The following is a 16,259-nucleotide window of genomic DNA, read 5'->3' as shown; positions in this document are numbered from 1 at the left end:
CCCACTCGCGGCATCGCGGCGATGGTTGCACTTGCAATCGTCGCCGCGGCTTTTCTTGCCGATTAATTTCCGTTTTTTTCGTCCCATACTGAGCCGGTAACGGAAGTGGGGAGGGCAATGGCGGCAGTTGAAAGACGCGTGAAAGGCCTGGACGGCATGCGCTCGCTCGCGGTGGTGCTAGTGTTCCTCTCGCACAAGGCCCACGTCGACATGGTCGATGCGGGCAAGATTGGCGTCTGGCTGTTCTTTCTGATCAGCGGCTATCTCATCGTCGGCGATTTGCATCGTAGCCGGCTGCGCTTCGAGCAGCACGGCGCGCGCACGGCTGCGCTACTGTACGTCTTCTTCATGAAGCGCGCGTTGCGCATCTTGCCCGTGTATTACCTCCTGCTCGTCGCGCTCACCATCGCGCACGCGAGCTTCTATCAGCGCGATGTCGAGCTTGGCCTCGCCTGGCATTTCGCATTCCTCTCCAATTACTGGATCGGCGTGGTGCACGACGGCTGGCCCGGCACTGTCTCGCACTTCTGGAGCCTCGCGGTCGAACAGCAGTTCTATCTGGTCGCGCCGTTCGCACTGCTGTTCACGTGCGCCTCGCGCCATCTCACGTTATGCGCGGTGGTGATCGCGGCTGCCGCGCTCGCCCATCTCGCGCTTTATCGGGAAGGAGCGAGCGCGCCGCTCATCTATGCGTTTTCGCCCTGGAATTTCGCCATGCTCGCGTTGGGCGGCGCGCTGGCGATCGGCGGCGAGCGCGTGCCGTTGCCGGCAGGGGCGGCGGGCCTCGTATGGTTCGCCGGGGCCTGGGCGGCCATCGCCGGCTTCGCGCTGGCGCATGCCGATTGCACGTGCAGCCTGCCGGGCGCGGTGCAAGCGAGCGCGGTGTTGCCCGGCTTTTTCGACATCGGACTCGCGCTCTCGCTCGGCGCGCTGTTCCTGTGGCTCGTGCGTCGCCAGGACAGCGCGTTCGTTGCGGCGCTCGAAGTGCGTCCGCTCGCGCATCTCGGCACCATCAGCTATGGCTTCTATCTGTTCCACAACCTCGTGCCGTCGCGCCTCGGCGTGGCGCCTGGGCTCTATGCGCGGCTGCAAGTGCCCGATGCCGCGCAGCCTGTCCTCGCGCTCGCGCTGCAGTTCGCATTGGCCGTGCTGCTTGCCCATCTGTCGTGGCAGGTGCTGGAAAAGCGCGTGCTCGAATGGAAGCGGCCGCTCGAAACGGCGATCCGCAACCGCCTGCCCGCACGCGCGGCGGCAAGCCAGACGTGACGCACGACGCAGCGTCGCGACAAGCGTCGCCCTCTGGCAACGCCCTAAAGCGTCGCGCCGCCAATCTCGCGGCCGCTCGGGCACAACTCCCCGGTCTGCAGGCCATCGAGCACGCGTAGCACTTCCTCGGCGCTGCGCCCGACGTTCAGATTGTTCACCGTGACATGCTGGATCGTGTTGTCGGGATCGACGATGAACGTCGCGCGCAACGCGACGCCGGCCTCCTGGTCGCGTATGCCGAGCTGGTCGATGAGCTCGCCCTTCACGTCGCCGAACGAAAGATGGTTGAGGCGGTCGAGTTCCTTGTCTTCGCGCCGCCAGGCGAGCTTCACGTACTCGTTGTCGCAACTGCCACCCAGCACGACCGTTTCCCGATCGTCGAATTCCTTGATCAGGCGGGCGAAAGCAATGATCTCGGTCGGGCAGACGAGCGTGAAATCCTTCGGGTAGAAATAGAGAACCTTCCACTTGCCCGGGAAGGATTGCTCGGTGATTTCGACGAATGCGGTTTCGCCGTTTTCTTCGGGATGGTTGAAGCCAGGCTTCGCGGCTGTGACGGTGAAGGCTTCGAGCTTGTCGCCGACGGTTTTCATGGCGCAGTTCCTCAGGCGAGAGGCGGGCCGGTCGGCCCGTTTCGACGGCGCATGCATGCGCGTCCCCATGAACGCGATTGTGGCAGGTGCGCCCGGTGCGCGCCGTGAGCATGCGCCGCGGCGGCGGCGCATTGAATCCGGGTTGGGCTCAGGCGCCTTTGGCGAGCGGGAATTCGATCGTCACTTCTAGCCCCGGGCCGGGCAGGCGGTTGCGCAGCCGCAGCGCGCCGCGATAGCGGCCCACGAGCCGCTGCACGATGGCCATGCCGAGGCCGGTGCCGTTCGCCTGAGTGCGGGCGGTATCGACGCGGTAGAACGGGCGCGTGACGAGCGAGAGCTGATCTTCGGGAATGCCGGGGCCTTCGTCGACTACCGAAAGCTCGACACGCGAATGCGAGACGCGCGTTTCGAGCATGATGTGCGGAATGCCATCTGTTTCGCTTGCGCCATATTTGCGCGCGTTTTCGATCAGGTTGCCCACCACGCGGCGCATGTCGGTGTCGTCGGCCTCGATGAGGGCCGAGGGCGCGAGCCGTGTGATCAGACGCACGCCATCTTCGCTCGCCATGCGCGCGGCCATCTCGCCGGCGATGACCGACAGATCGACGCGCTCGGGCATGCGCTGCACGGGGCGCGCGTAATCGAGGAAGCGGCCGATGATCAAATCCATCTGCTCGATGTCGTCGATCATGGCGTCCTTGGTCGCCTGATCGGACGGACTCATCTCCGTTTCGAGCCGCAGGCGCGCGAGCGGCGTGCGCAGGTCGTGCGAAATGCCCGCGAGCATGAGCGCGCGGTCGGCTTCCAGCTGCTCGAGGTCGCGCACCATCTGGTTGAACGAGCGATTGGTTTCGGCCGCCACGCCCATGCCGCTTTCGGGCAGCGGCGCGGGCGACTGGCCGGAGCCCAGCATGCGCGCCGACATGGCGAGCCGCGCGAACGGCCGGTTCACGAGACTCGTGATGAAGGCCGCGCCGAACAGCGAGAGCGCGAGCGCCGAAATACCCCAGCCGACCCACTGCAGACCCGTGACGTTGTCGAGCTGGTCGCGGTCGAGCGCGACCCAGTAGTCGTCGTCGTCGATCTTGAAGCTGATCCACACGCCAGGAATGTCGTTGACGGATTGCGCGATCACGGTGTCGTCGCCAAGGCGCCCGCGAATGTCATGCTCGATCAGGCGATTGAGCGACTCGTCGGGCTGCAGCTTGTACTTGTCCGTGGTTTCGCGCGGGTACACGCGCACGCCCTCGTTGCTCTCGAGATCCTGCAAGAGCGCGCGGCGCAGATCGGGATCGGAGTAGAGGAGCGCGGTGCGCGTGAGCTTGACGACCGCGACGAGCTGCAACGCCACGCGCTGCGCGCGCGGCTCGCGCTCGATCACGCGAAAGCTCTGGAACCATGCCGCGAGACTGACCGCGATGAGCAGTGCGATCAGCAGGAAGGTGCGCCAGAACAGGTCGCCGAACGCGAGCGTGAGCAAACGCCGGTCAATCCGCATGGGCCCTTCCCGTCAACAGAGGTAGTGCAGGCAACGCTACGCCATCCATCCAGGGGTCAGGCGGCGCCGTCGGGAATGAATACGTAGCCGAGGCCCCAGACCGTCTGGATGAAGCGCGGGCTGCCCGGATCGGGCTCGATCAGCTTGCGCAGGCGCGAGATCTGCACGTCGAGGCTGCGGTCGAACACCTCGTATTCGCGCCCGCGTGCGAGCTCCATGAGCTTTTCGCGCGAGAGCGGCTGGCGTGGATGACGCGCGAACACCTTGAGGACCGAGAATTCGCCCGTGGTGAGCGGAATTTCCTGACCGGCCTTGGTGAGCGTGCGCGTGGCGAGATTCAGCGCGAACTCGCCGAACTCGAATACCTCGGTGGTTTCCGAGGGCGCACCCGGCAATTCAGACGGCGCCTGGCGGCGCAGCACGGCGTGAATACGCGCGACCAGCTCGCGAGGATTGAAGGGCTTGGGCAGGTAATCATCGGCGCCCATTTCGAGGCCGACGATGCGATCCACGTCCTCGCCCTTGGCAGTGAGCATGATGATGGGCGTGCGGTCGTTGCTGCCGCGCAGGCGCCGGCAGATGGACAGGCCGTCTTCGCCGGGCAGCATCAGGTCGAGCACCAGCAGGTCGAAACGTTCGCGCACCCACAGCTTGTTCATGGCGGGCGCGTTTTCGGCTACGTACACGTTGAAGCCCTGTTCGCCGAGGTAGCGGCGCAGCAGGTCCCGAAGCCGGGGATCATCATCGACAACGAGAATTTTGGACGGGTTTTTGGTTTCCATGCCTGGCATCTTAGCGCGATTGGATAGTGATGCGAGTTTGCACCAATTATCGGGTTACAGTCAGTTACAAAATTTACCCGTGCTGTGCCACGGCATCAACCACTGACAGATAGACTATTTTGCGTAAAGCGGCTGTTCGGTAGATACTTCAATCGACTTTATATTCCAGGCCCACGCACAGTTGGGTTCGCACATGTATTCGAGGTAGCCGTTTGCCGCGTCAAGAAGGGAACAAAACGATGGGAGGGGTCAGGCCGACAATGCGCCACACCATGCTTGCACTGGCGCTTGCCGGTGGCGTGGTAGCCGCATTGGAGTCGGCGCCGGTCCGGGCCCAGCCCTCCTCAGACCGGTACGAGGACGCGCAGCCTCCCGCTCGCGGGCCAAACGGTAAATACCCGGCACGGCGCTTTCGCAGCGATTCCCCTCCGCGTCCCGCCTCTGACATCAACCCACGTCCTGCCGTTCCCCCCGATCTCGATCAGCGTCGCCGCGACGGCCATATGACGCCCGAAGAGCGTCGCCTTTTGCGTCAGCATATCGAAGACGCCGTGCGCGAACTGTATAAGCGCTGATATCGGCCGGGTTTCGAATCGCGCTGAAAAATATCGTAGCAATTGCGCGGTCAACATGCGTTCTCGGGCGGCCGTTAAGCCGGTACATTCGTTTGATGCGCCGGCGGTTTCGTCGTGCGCCCATTCATCATGAGCGACTCCAGACGGTCCAGACCGAACGCGATGTCTCGCGCCGCGGCATCGGCATCTGCATCGGCATCGGCATCGGCATCCGGCGATGCTGACAGCGACGGCGATGCCGCGCTACTCGATGCCGACGACGCCCGCCATCTCATCATCCGCACGGGCTTCGCGCCGCGCGCGAGCGAAGTCTCGCCTTATGTGGGACTGACGCGCGCGCAGGCCGTCGCGCGTCTCATCGGCACGGCACGCAATGAGGCACTCACGCCGCTGCCCGCATGGACCGCCGAAGTGCCGCCGAGCCGCGCCCAGCGCCGCGCGTGGACACCCGACGAGCGCCGCGAGGCGCAGCGCCAGCGCGGCGCGCGCTACGACGAGCTGCGCGCGTGGTGGATGCGCGAAATGCTCGACACGCCTGCGCCGCTCACCGAGCGCATGACGCTCTTCTGGCACAACCACTTCGCTTCGGGGCAGGACAAGGTCTACGAGCCGCAGTTGATGGCCGCGCAGAACGTGCTCTTGCGCCGTGACGCGCTGGGCAGTTTCGCGACGCTGCTGCATGCCGTCGCGAAGAATCCGGCGATGCTGCTTTACCTCGATGGGGCGAGCAATCGCAAGGGCAGGCCGAACGAGAATTTCGCACGTGAAGTCATGGAGCTGTTCACGCTCGGCGAAGGGCAGTACACGCAGCGCGACGTTGCCGAAGCCGCGCGCGCGTACACGGGCTGGAGCCTGGATCCCGATACGCTGGGTTTCGTCTGGCGTCCCGACCTGCACGATGACGGCGAAAAGACCGTGCTGGGGCGCAGCGGCGCATTCGGTGGCGACCAGGTGCTCGACATCCTGCTCGAGCAGCCGCAAACTGCGCGTTACGTGGCGGCGAAGCTTTGGCGCGAGTTCGTCTCCGACACGCCCGACGACGCGCAGCTCGCAGTCGTCGCCGAGCGTTTTCGCGCGAGCGGCTACGACAACAAGGCGGCGCTCGGCGCGTTGCTCATGACGCCCGCGTTCTGGGACGAGCGTAATCGCGGCGTGCTCGTGAGTTCGCCAGTGGAGTTCATCGCCGGTACGATACGACGCTTCGACTTGGCTTATGGCGACACGCTGCCGCTCGCGCGCCGATCGGCCGCATTGGGCGAGAACCTGTTCAATCCGCCGAACGTGAAGGGCTGGCCGGGCGGGGCCGCATGGATCAACAGCTCGTCGCTGCTCTCGCGCAAGCAGTTCGTGGAGCAGTTGTTTCGCGCGACGCAAGCGGGACCTTCGCACGCGCGAGGCACCATGACGAAGATCGCGGCGGCGATGCAGCAAGACGCGCAAGACACGCAGAACGCGCCGCGGCGCGACGCATCGCAGGGCGGTTTGCACTTCGATCTGGATGCCTGGCTTTCGCACTTCGGCCTCACCGCCGACGCCACGCCGGGGCTCTCGGCACAGTTGCAGATGCAGCATGCACTGTTGCCGCTCGCTCCCGTCGATGCGATCGCGGCGGGCAGCAGTGCGGGTTCGTATCTCCAGGCACTGCTGACGGATCCTGTGTATCAGTTGAAGTGAAGCGTTGAAATGAACAGCCGAATTCGAGGCGGCAACGTTCGCCGCCGCACAGACGAGCGAGGCAAGACATGAAGCGACGCGAATTTCTTGCCGCCGGCGCAACGGCTGCGGCCGCGGCCACGATGGCCGGCTCGGCGCTCTGGTTGCCGCGCGTGGCGCGCGCGCAAGGTGCGGCGCTCACGCACGCGGGCGGTGCGAACGGCTACGAGAATCTGCTGATTCTCGTCGAGCTCAAAGGAGGCAACGACGGCCTGAATACCGTCGTGCCCTTCGCGGATCCGCTCTACTACAGCTATCGACAGACCATCGGCGTGCCGCGCGGTGACGCGGTGCAACTCGACGAGCGCACGGCGCTGCACCCGGCGCTCGCGCCGCTCATGCCGATGTGGCGCGCGCACGAACTGGCGATCGTTCAGGGCGTGAGCTACGCGCAGCCGAATCTCTCGCACTTTCGCTCGATCGAGATCTGGGACACGGCTTCGCGCTCCGATCAATATTTGCGCGAAGGCTGGCTCACGCGAGCGTTCGCGCACGAGCCGGTGCCGGGCGGTTTCGCCGCCGATGCGCTCGTGCTGGGCAGTGCCGAGATGGGGCCGCTTTCGAATGGCGCGCGCGCCATTGCGCTCGTGAATCCCGCGCAGTTCGCGCGCGCTTCGCGGCTGGTCACGCCGGTCTCGCTCAAGGAGCGCAACCCGGCGCTCGCGCATATTCTCGACGTCGAGAACGACATCGTGCACGCCGCCGATCAATTGCGGCCGCGTACGGGCGACTACGCGCTGAAGACCGCGTTCGCGCCGGGCGCGTTCGGCGCCTCGATCAAGACGGCCATGCAGGCGCTCGCCTCGGCCGACACGCCGCAAGGCGCGCCGATGCCGGGGCGCGGCGTCGCCGCGATTCGTCTGACGCTAAACGGTTTCGACACGCACCAGAACCAGCCGCAGCGTCACGCCGACCTGCTGCGCCAGTTCGCGGCCGGCATGGTGTCGATGCGCTCTGCGCTCGTCGAACTGGGGCGCTGGGACCGCACGCTCATCGTGACGTATGCGGAATTTGGCCGGCGCGTACGCGAGAACCAGAGCCGCGGTACGGATCATGGCACGGCGTCGGCGCATTTCGTCGCGGGTGGGCGAGTGGCGGGTGGGCTTTACGGGCAGGCTCCGCAGCTTGCGCGTCTCGACGGCAACGGCAACTTGCCAGTGGGCGTCGACTTCAGGCAGATCTACGCGACAGTGCTTGGGCCCTGGTGGGGGCTCGACGCGCAGGCCGTGCTGCAGCAGCGCTTCGATCCGTTGCCGCTGTTGCGGGCGTGACGGGATATCGGACCCCACAGGCGTTTCAAGCCACGGTGGCGTCTGCCTCATCGTCGGAATCAGCCGCGCCGGGCGGCGCGCCAGGCGATCCAGAGTTTGCGGATGGGTGTGAGCACGATTTGCTGATGCAGCACCTGGAAGCCCTCGCGCTCGACTTCGTCGAGCAGCGCGAGTGCGAGCGCCGCGAGCGAGCGCAAGGTGCGCTGGTCGCGGCGCGCGGCGGCGGGAATCGCGTCGAGCGCGGCTTGCACCGATTCGCGCGCGCGCGAGGTCTGGAACTGCATCAGCTCCGTGAATTCCGCGCTGTAGCGTCGGTTGATCAGATCGGCGGCGGTGACGTTGTATCGCTGCAGTTCGTCGATGGGGACGTAGATGCGACCGTGCCGCGCATCGTTGCCGATTTCAGGCACGAACTGCGCGAGCATCAGCGCATTGCCGAGCGGCGCGGCCCAGCGCGCGGCGTCGCGGCGGTCCTCGTCGGTGCGAGCGCTTAGTTGCGCGACGATCGAGGCGAACGTACCGCCCACGCCATCCATATAGCGACGCAGGTTCGGCAGGTCGAGATAGCGTGCCTGCTCGAAATCCATTTCAAAGCCCGCGAGCAGCCCCTGCAGATCGGGATAAACGGCGCTCGTGTCGTCGAGATGCTGCGCGAGCGCCTGCGTGACCGGGTGTGAGGGATTGCCCGCGGCGAGCGCGGCCAGTTCCTTTTGCCACCAGGCGAGCTTCGTTCGGCCGACCGTGGGATCGCTCGTTTCCTTCGCGGATTCCTCGAACTCGCGGCGCAACGCGAAGAGGGCCGTGAGAAGGGGTTGGCGCGCGGCGCGGGCCTCGCGCAGCGCATAGTAAGTGCTCGATCCGGGAGGAGCCGCCTTTTCCTGGCAGTAGTCGTCGAAGTTCACGGCGTTCGGAGGGTATGTGGCGATGCCGTTCGCGTGCCGGCCGGAGGCCGCTACGACAGCAGAGCCGCGATTCTAGCATCGGGGCGACTTTCGGCCGGCCCGGGTGGGCTTGCCGGCAGCCCGGCCAAAGCATCGCCGCGCCTGGTTTTCAGGGTGCAGACAAGCGCCGGGCAATCGGTTAGAATCTCGCGCTTGCGCTTTCTTGGCGTGAAGCTGGCTTATAGTAACAAGCGAGTAACAAGCGAGTCAGAAGCGGAAAAAAGCGTGGCTGCAGGCGCGCAAAGCCAGCGCAATGCCAGAAAGCAAGCCGGATTGCGGGCCAGGTGCGACACACCGGCCCGATGTCTCACGAGGACTCGATCAGTCGGCATGTCGCAGAGGGTTGTATCGCACGCGTTATTCGCAGCGGTCCTGCCAGGCGCACGAAGCAAGCGCAAGAATTCGCGTGAGTGGCGAAATTGGTAGACGCACCAGGTTTAGGTCCTGACGCCCGCAAGGGTGTGCCGGTTCGAGTCCGGCCTCACGCACCAAAACAAAAAGGCCATGTACCCAACGGTACATGGCCTTTTTGTTTTGGTGGCCCCGAAACGAAATGCATCGATTCTCCAGGCCCGCACGCGGACGATGGCGGCCCGCTGCGGCCCCCCATCTGTTTCGCTTATTGCCCCTGCCGCGTCACAGCTCGGCCTGCATCGCTTCGATCACCTTGTCGAGCGCACGCGCGAGCGTGTCACGTTCCTTGTCGTCGAGGCTCGCGAAGAGGTCGACATTCCATTTGCGTGCGATGGGCATGACCTTGCGATAGAGCGCGCGCCCGTCGGGTGTGAGCGAAACGAGTACGAGGCGTCCGTCTTCCTCGCTTGCGTCGCGGCGCATGAGACCTCGGCGCATCAGCGCCTCGGCGGCACGGCTCGCCTGGCTCTTGTCGAGATTCGCGTGGCGCGCAAGTTCCATCACGGAAAACGGGCCGAACGCACCCACAGCTGCAATGAGCCGGGCCTCCGGCAGCGTGATGCCAAGCTTGGCCTGGTAGCGTTCGCTGGCACCCCGTTCGGAGAGCTTGTTCAGGACATGCAGCCGATAGGTGAGGAATTGTTCGAGTCCGGCTTTGCTTGCCTTCATGGGAGTCCTGGTCTGGTCGCTTGGGAAGGACGCGATCGTGTCGCGCTTCCATGATTGTTGTCCCTTCCGGCGCGCGGGTCAACGCATCCGAACCCTTGTTCGGAAAGGGCCGCGCAGCGCACGAATCTATTAATCGCTTACTGCGGAATGCGCGGCGCGCGCGGGCTGCCGATCGGGCCCGCGCAGATTTTGTCAGCGAGGTCCGATCGGCGCGAAAGTTCAGATGTGTGTACGCGCAGCGTATTTGAGGCGCGCAAGTTGTTCGGCTTCGTTGGCGAGCAGGCGCGCCGCGTCGCGAATCGCCGTTTCGAGCGTGATGGGGCCAGGCGCCGGCGAGAAGCAGCCGCTGAAGTGCTGCGCAAGGCGCGGCAGCGCAGCCGGGTCCACGGCGCCCGAGAGCAGCGTGGCGGCGACGCCGGCGCTCGCGGCGTGGCGGCAGGCGATGAACGGGGCCTTGCCGTGTAGCGTTTGCACGTCCGAGCGGCCTTCGCCGGTGATGAGCCAGTCCGCGTTTTCGAGGGCTTCGTCCAGACCGATGGTGCGCGCAACCACTTCGGCGCCGGGCTCGAAGCTCGCGCCGAGCATGCGCAACGCGAAACCGAGGCCGCCGGCGGCGCCCGAGCCCGCTTCGTCGCGCACATGCCGGCCGAGCGCGGCTTCGAGCAGGTCGGCGAAGCGACCGAGCGCGGCGTCGATCGGCGCGACCTGCTCGGGCGTCACGCCTTTTTGCGGACCGAACACGGGGGTGGCGCCGTGCTCGCCGGTCAGCGGATTGTCGACGTCCGACATGCCGACGAACGATGCTTCGCCAAGCCGCGCATCGAGCCCGGAGACGTCAACGCGCGCCACCTGCGCAAGCGCTTCGGGCGTGGGCTCGAGCGGTTTGCCGGCGGCATCGAAGAGTCGCAGGCCGAGGCCCGCGAGCAGGCCCGCGCCGCCATCGTTGGTGCTGCTGCCACCAAGCGCGACGTAAAAGCGCCGCACGCCCTCGTCGAGCAACGCGCGGATCGCTTCGCCCATGCCGCGTGTGCTGCGCGCGGCCACCGGCACGCCCATGCCCACCGGGTCCGTGATGCCGACGATCTCGGCGGTCTCGATGATTGCGCTGCCGTCGCGCAGCAGGCCCACGGCGGCATCGCGCTTCGGGCCCGCGGCGCCTTCGACGGTGATCACGCGGCGCTCGCCGCCGACCGAGAGCATTGCGTCGAGGGTGCCTTCGCCGCCGTCGGCCATGGGGCGTATGCGGATGTCGGCGTCGGCGCGCACGCGGCGGATGCCCTCGGCGATCGCGGCGGCGACCCCGTCCGCGCTGAGCGAGCCTTTGAACGAGTCAGGAGCAATGACGATAACGGGAGCGTCAGTCGACGAATTCGGCATGGTGTCTCTGCTGGAAGAATAGTAGGGAGCGGCTGCGGCCGGCGGGGCGTCCAGCGCGAGCGTAAGCTTAACAGCCTCGCCGCGTGCGCTGGATACCGGCGTTGCGATAGCGCGCATCGGGGGTGGTGCGGGATGCGCCGCGCGGCCGCACGAAGGGCACAAGAAGAGCAAGGCGGGGCGGCTGGCAATGAGCCGGAATGGGCTGGCGCCGATGGCCCGCGCACGCGCAAGGCAGTTCGCATCGCAGGCCCGAAAGGCAATTCCATGGGGTCCGCGAAATAGTTTGCTAAAATACTTGGCTCTTTTGACGGAACCGCACTGCAAACCGCCCATTTCGGCGCTGTTGGGCAGCGCACCGAGGCGCCGGCGTTGCGGGTTGCCACATTGGGACGGCCTCTGCGGAGCACCCCAGCGGAACGACCCCAGCGGACTGCGGCACGCAAAGACCACAGATTACTGATTCGCTCGAACAATTTTAGGACGATTGAAGCCATGGCTAACGTTGTTGAAAACCTCGGCAAGCTCGAACGCCGCGTGACGATTTCCCTGCCGAAGGATGCCGTGCAGAAAGAAGTCGAGTCGCGCATTCGTAAACTCGCGAAGAACGTGCGCATGCCGGGTTTCCGCCCGGGCAAGGTGCCCCTCAAGATGGTGACCCAGCAGTATTCGGGGCAGGTCGAAGCCGAAGTCCTGAGCGACAAGGTCGGCAAGGAATTCTTCGACATCAGCCGCGCCGAGAACCTGCGCGTCGCCGGCCAGCCGAGCTTCGCGCCGAAGGCAGAAGCCGCTGAGGGCGACTACGCGTTCGACGCGACCTTCGAGGTTTACCCGGAAGTGAAGCTCGGCGACGTCGGCGCGGCCGAAATCGAGCGCACGACCACCACCATCACCGAAGCCGAAATCGACCGTACGCTCGACATCCTGCGCAAGCAGCGCGTGCACTTCCACGCACGCGGCGAAGCCGGCGAGCACGGTGACGGCGGCGCCGACACCGCAGCGAAGGAAGGCGACCGCGTGACGGTCGACTTCGTCGGCAAGATCGACGACGTTGCGTTCCCCGGCGGCAGCGCTGAAGGCTTCGCGTTCGTGCTGGGCGAAGGCCGCATGCTGCCGGAATTCGAGAAGGCCGCTCTCGGCCTGAAGAAGGGCGAGGCGCGCGAATTCGACCTGACCTTCCCCGAGGACTATCACGGCAAGGACGTCGCGGGCAAGACCGCGAAGTTCACGATCACGATGCAGCAGATCGAGTGGCCGCACTTGCCGGAAATCGATGCTGAATTCGCGAAGTCGCTCGGCATCGCCGATGGCGACCTCGTGAAGATGCGCGGCGAAATCAAGGACAACCTCGAGCGCGAGGCAAAGCGCCGTACGCAGGCCATCGTGAAGAACCAGGTCATGGACGCGCTCCTGAAGATCGCAGAACTCGACGTGCCGAACGCACTCGTCGAGCAGGACCAGCAGCGCCTCGTCGAAATGGCGCGTGCCGACCTCGCGCAGCGCGGCGTGCCCAATGCGAAGGACGCGCCGATCCCGGCCGAAATGTTCAAGGAGCAGGCCGAGCGCCGCGTGAAGCTGGGCCTGGTGCTGGCCGAGCTCGTGAAGGCCAACGGCCTCGAGGCGAAGCCCGAGCAGATCCGTGCTGAAGTCGATGAATTCGCGAAAAGCTACGAGGACCCGAAGGAGGTCGTGCGCTGGTATTATTCCAACCAGCAGCGTCTTGCCGAAATGGAAGCCTATGTCGTCGAATCGAACGTCGTGGACTTCGTCATTGGCAAGGCCAAGGTGACGGACAAGCAAGTTAGCTTCGAAGAACTGGCAAGCGCAACGGCGCAGGCTTAAATCTGCCCGCTTTCGGCGTGCCGGCTGTCGGAGCCACCGACGGTCAGCACGCCGTTTTTGTATCTGCGGTTCTTGGCCATGCTGACTGTGTGGTTGATTTAACCGGGGTCCGTCGCCATACGGGTTTATCAGAATAACCTTTCCAGACAAGGATGCACCGCATGACCATTCGCGCTCAATCGCTGGATACGTTGACCTCCCACGCATCGCGGGACTTCGACCCGCAGGCGCTCGGCCTCGTGCCGATCGTCGTCGAAACGAGCGGCCGCGGCGAACGTTCCTATGACATCTACTCGCGGCTCCTGAAGGAGCGCGTGGTGTTCCTGGTTGGCGAAGTGAACGACCAGACGGCGAACCTCGTCGTTGCGCAGTTGCTGTTCCTCGAAAGCGAAAACCCGGACAAGGACATCAGCCTGTACATCAACAGCCCGGGCGGTTCGGTCTCGGCCGGCATGGCGATTTACGACACGATGCAGTTCATCAAGCCGGACGTTTCGACCCTTTGCATGGGCCTCGCGGCCAGCATGGGTGCGTTCCTGCTCGCATCGGGCGCGAAGGGCAAGCGTTTCGCGCTGCCGAACTCGCGCGTGATGATTCACCAACCGCTCGGCGGGGCGCGCGGCCAGGCGTCGGACATCGAAATCCAGGCGCGCGAAATCCTGTATCTGAAGGAGCGCCTGAACCAGTTGCTCGCGCACCATACCGGCCAGCCCGTCGAGCGCATCGCCCGCGACACCGACCGCGACAACTTCATGTCCGGCGACGACGCGCAGGCGTACGGTCTCGTCGACCAGGTGCTGCACAAGCGTCCGTGATCCGGCGCTAGCGGCATTCCGGGTCGTTCCCCGTGCACGGCAAGCGGGGAACGCGATCCGGCGGCGAAAAATCGACGCCAAGGGATGTTCAGGGACGATTCGCCCCCGTACAAAAGGGGATAGTCGGCGCCGCGCAGACCTTGTGAAATAATCGGCAAACGCGCTTCGCGGCCTGCGGCCCCAACGCCGTCACAGCAAGCGGTTCACGCGCCCCCCGGTCCTCGCTGGGGGAAACGGCGTATCATGTAACAGAGTGTCCGGAGGCTCATCTATCCATGGCGGACAAAAAAGGTTCTAACAGCGAGAAGCTGTTGTATTGCTCGTTTTGCGGCAAGAGCCAGCATGAGGTCAAGAAACTGATTGCTGGCCCGTCGGTGTTCATCTGCGATGAATGTATCGACCTGTGCAACGAGATCATTCGCGACGAGGCCGCAGGTGCGGGCGTCGACGCGGCGCTGTCGCGCTCGGACCTGCCGAGCCCGCAGGAGATCCGCGACATCCTCGACCAGTACGTGATCGGGCAGGAGCGCGCGAAGAAGATTCTCGCAGTGGCGGTGTACAACCACTACAAGCGTCTGAAGCACCTCGACAAGAAGGACGAAGTCGAACTCTCCAAGAGTAACATCCTGCTGATCGGGCCCACGGGCTCGGGCAAGACGCTGCTCGCGCAGACGCTCGCGCGCCTTCTGAACGTGCCGTTCGTGATCGCGGATGCGACCACGCTGACCGAAGCCGGCTACGTGGGCGAAGACGTCGAGAACATCATTCAGAAGTTGCTGCAGAACTGCAATTACGAGGTCGACAAAGCCCAGCGCGGTATCGTCTATATCGACGAAATCGACAAGATCAGCCGCAAGTCGGACAACCCGTCGATCACGCGCGACGTGTCGGGTGAAGGCGTGCAGCAGGCGCTGCTCAAGCTGATCGAAGGCACGATGGCCTCGGTGCCGCCGCAGGGCGGCCGCAAGCATCCGAATCAGGACTTCATCCAGGTCGATACGACCAACATCCTGTTCATCTGCGGCGGCGCGTTCGACGGCCTCGAAAAAGTCATCACGGACCGCACCGAGAAGACCGGCATCGGCTTCGGCGCGAGCGTGAAGAGCAAGCAGGAACGCGACGCGGGCGAAGTGCTGCGCGAGACGGAGCCGGAGGACCTCATCAAGTTCGGCCTGATCCCCGAACTGATCGGCCGTCTGCCGGTGGTCGCCACGCTCGGCAAGCTCGACGAAGCCGCCCTCATGAAGATTCTGGTCGAGCCGAAGAACGCGCTCGTGAAGCAGTATCACAAGCTCTTCAACATGGAGCGCGTGGAACTGGAGATTCGCCCGGCCGCGCTGCAGGCCATCGCCCGCAAGGCGATCCGCCGCAAGACCGGGGCACGGGGCCTGCGCTCGATCCTGGAACAGGCGTTGCTCGACGTGATGTACGAACTGCCGGCCATGAAGGGCGTGAGCAAGGTCATCATCGACGACAACGTGATCGAGGGCGACGGCAAGCCACTGTTGATATACGAGGACGCTCCGAAGGTTGCAGGGTCGAACTGATGGTGGTGATCGGCTAAAGAGTTCCGGGAAAAAGCCGTTCATGCAATGGGATGAACGGCTTTTTCGTTTAATCTTGTGGTCGATGGCGCACTATTTTGGAGTCACTGAACTTTTCCCACACGCGCGAGGCTTGCAATCGGTTTGCCAGGCCTCACTTACCGAACAATTGATTCCACTCATGGGGAAATGAAATGTCAGGAACCCAACTCCTCCCGCCGGAACGCACCACGCTCCCGCTGCTGCCGCTGCGAGACGTCGTAGTCTTCCCGCATATGGTGATTCCCCTTTTCGTGGGCCGGCCGAAATCGATCAAGGCCCTCGAAGCGGCAATGGAAGGCGGCAAGCACATCATGCTCGTCGCGCAGAAGACCGCCGCGAAGGATGAGCCGACCGAAAAAGACATGTACGAAGTGGGATGTATCGCCAACATCCTGCAAATGCTCAAGCTGCCCGACGGCACCGTGAAGGTGCTCGTGGAAGGCCTGCAGCGCGCGAAGACGCTCTCTATCGAAGAGCAGGAAACGCAGTTCTCGTGCGAAGTGATGCCGCTCGAGCCCGATCACGCCGACAGCGCCGAAACCGAAGCGCTGCGCCGTGCGATCGTCTCGCAGTTCGACCAGTACGTGAAGCTGAACAAGAAGATCCCGCCGGAGATCCTGACGTCGTTGTCGGGCATCGACGAGGCTGGTCGTCTTGCCGACACCATCGCCGCGCATCTGCCGCTCAAGCTCGACCAGAAGCAGCATATCCTCGAGATGTTCCCGGTCGTGGAGCGTCTGGAGCATCTGCTCGCGCAGCTCGAAGCCGAAATCGACATCCTCCAGGTGGAGAAGCGCATTCGCGGCCGCGTGAAGCGCCAGATGGAGAAGAGCCAGCGCGAGTATTACCTGAACGAACAGGTCAAGGCGATCCAGAAGGAACTGGGCGAAGGCGAAGAGGGTGCCGATCTCGAAGAGCTC

14 protein-coding genes and 1 tRNA gene are annotated in these 16,259 nt (G+C 64.6%); 9 read left to right on the top strand and 6 right to left on the bottom strand.

The window, feature by feature from the left end; translation table 11 throughout:
• Positions 1-138: 138 nt before the first annotated feature.
• Entirely contained in the window at positions 139-1,266 is a 1,128-nt protein-coding gene (locus tag VMJ11_RS21245; RefSeq protein ID WP_325621462.1) for an acyltransferase, read from the top strand.
• Positions 1,267-1,310: 44 nt separating this feature from the next.
• Here VMJ11_RS21245 and VMJ11_RS21240 read toward each other — a convergent pair whose 3' ends face one another.
• The 3 genes from VMJ11_RS21240 to ompR all read right to left on the bottom strand — a co-directional run bounded on the left by VMJ11_RS21240 (position 1,311) and on the right by ompR (position 4,148).
• Positions 1,311-1,859: a peroxiredoxin gene (locus VMJ11_RS21240; RefSeq protein ID WP_325621460.1), complete on the bottom strand. Its 549-nt coding sequence runs from the start codon at positions 1,857-1,859 to the stop codon at positions 1,311-1,313.
• A gap of 148 nt (positions 1,860-2,007) precedes the next feature.
• The gene (locus VMJ11_RS21235; protein ID WP_325621458.1) at positions 2,008-3,357 is read right to left on the bottom strand and encodes an ATP-binding protein; all 1,350 of its coding nucleotides are present in this window, start codon (positions 3,355-3,357) and stop codon (positions 2,008-2,010) included.
• Between the two features lie 56 nt (positions 3,358-3,413).
• A complete protein-coding gene (gene ompR, locus VMJ11_RS21230) occupies positions 3,414-4,148 on the bottom strand; it encodes a two-component system response regulator OmpR (protein ID WP_027814652.1) in 735 nt (244 codons plus the stop codon).
• A gap of 251 nt (positions 4,149-4,399) precedes the next feature.
• Between ompR and VMJ11_RS21225 the strand changes: the two genes are divergently transcribed.
• The 3 genes from VMJ11_RS21225 to VMJ11_RS21215 all read left to right on the top strand — a co-directional run bounded on the left by VMJ11_RS21225 (position 4,400) and on the right by VMJ11_RS21215 (position 7,698).
• On the top strand, positions 4,400-4,714 hold the full coding sequence (locus VMJ11_RS21225) for a hypothetical protein (RefSeq protein ID WP_325621455.1): 315 nt from the start codon (positions 4,400-4,402) through the stop codon (positions 4,712-4,714).
• Positions 4,715-4,876: 162 nt separating this feature from the next.
• A complete protein-coding gene (locus VMJ11_RS21220) occupies positions 4,877-6,388 on the top strand; it encodes a DUF1800 domain-containing protein (RefSeq protein ID WP_325621453.1) in 1,512 nt (503 codons plus the stop codon).
• A gap of 68 nt (positions 6,389-6,456) precedes the next feature.
• Positions 6,457-7,698: a DUF1501 domain-containing protein gene (locus tag VMJ11_RS21215; RefSeq protein ID WP_325621452.1), complete on the top strand. Its 1,242-nt coding sequence runs from the start codon at positions 6,457-6,459 to the stop codon at positions 7,696-7,698.
• 59 nt (positions 7,699-7,757) lie between these two features.
• Here VMJ11_RS21215 and VMJ11_RS21210 read toward each other — a convergent pair whose 3' ends face one another.
• Positions 7,758-8,600 carry a squalene/phytoene synthase family protein gene (locus VMJ11_RS21210; RefSeq protein WP_325621450.1) on the bottom strand — a complete coding sequence of 281 codons (843 nt, stop codon included), beginning with the start codon at positions 8,598-8,600 and terminating at the stop codon, positions 7,758-7,760.
• A gap of 443 nt (positions 8,601-9,043) precedes the next feature.
• On the opposite strand from VMJ11_RS21210, the gene VMJ11_RS21205 reads away from it, so the two are divergent.
• A tRNA-Leu gene (locus VMJ11_RS21205) sits at positions 9,044-9,130 on the top strand.
• A gap of 145 nt (positions 9,131-9,275) precedes the next feature.
• On the opposite strand, the gene VMJ11_RS21200 is transcribed toward VMJ11_RS21205, so the two are convergent.
• Together VMJ11_RS21200 and VMJ11_RS21195 are read right to left on the bottom strand one after the other, a co-directional pair.
• Complete coding sequence (locus VMJ11_RS21200; protein WP_325621448.1) at positions 9,276-9,722, bottom strand: MarR family winged helix-turn-helix transcriptional regulator; 447 nt, start codon at positions 9,720-9,722, stop codon at positions 9,276-9,278.
• Positions 9,723-9,941: 219 nt separating this feature from the next.
• The gene (locus VMJ11_RS21195) at positions 9,942-11,099 is read right to left on the bottom strand and encodes a glycerate kinase (protein ID WP_325621446.1); all 1,158 of its coding nucleotides are present in this window, start codon (positions 11,097-11,099) and stop codon (positions 9,942-9,944) included.
• A 492-nt stretch (positions 11,100-11,591) separates the two neighbouring features.
• Here VMJ11_RS21195 and tig point away from each other — a divergent pair, with 492 nt between their 5' ends.
• The 4 genes from tig to VMJ11_RS21175 form a co-directional block, all read left to right on the top strand.
• Positions 11,592-12,938 carry a trigger factor gene (gene tig, locus VMJ11_RS21190; protein WP_325621444.1) on the top strand — a complete coding sequence of 449 codons (1,347 nt, stop codon included), beginning with the start codon at positions 11,592-11,594 and terminating at the stop codon, positions 12,936-12,938.
• Positions 12,939-13,099: 161 nt separating this feature from the next.
• The gene (gene clpP, locus VMJ11_RS21185; RefSeq protein WP_028213090.1) at positions 13,100-13,753 is read left to right on the top strand and encodes an ATP-dependent Clp endopeptidase proteolytic subunit ClpP; all 654 of its coding nucleotides are present in this window, start codon (positions 13,100-13,102) and stop codon (positions 13,751-13,753) included.
• Between the two features lie 275 nt (positions 13,754-14,028).
• A complete protein-coding gene (gene clpX / locus VMJ11_RS21180) occupies positions 14,029-15,300 on the top strand; it encodes an ATP-dependent Clp protease ATP-binding subunit ClpX (RefSeq protein WP_325621441.1) in 1,272 nt (423 codons plus the stop codon).
• Positions 15,301-15,491: 191 nt separating this feature from the next.
• Positions 15,492-16,259: LON peptidase substrate-binding domain-containing protein (locus VMJ11_RS21175; RefSeq protein ID WP_325621439.1), on the top strand; the 768-nt coding region annotated here is incomplete at its 3' end.

It is taken from the genome of Paraburkholderia sp., from assembly GCF_035501035.1.
Lineage (GTDB): Bacteria > Pseudomonadota > Gammaproteobacteria > Burkholderiales > Burkholderiaceae > Paraburkholderia.
Note: the sequence above shows the minus strand (reverse complement) of the source record. Positions and strands in the feature narration are given on the sequence as shown.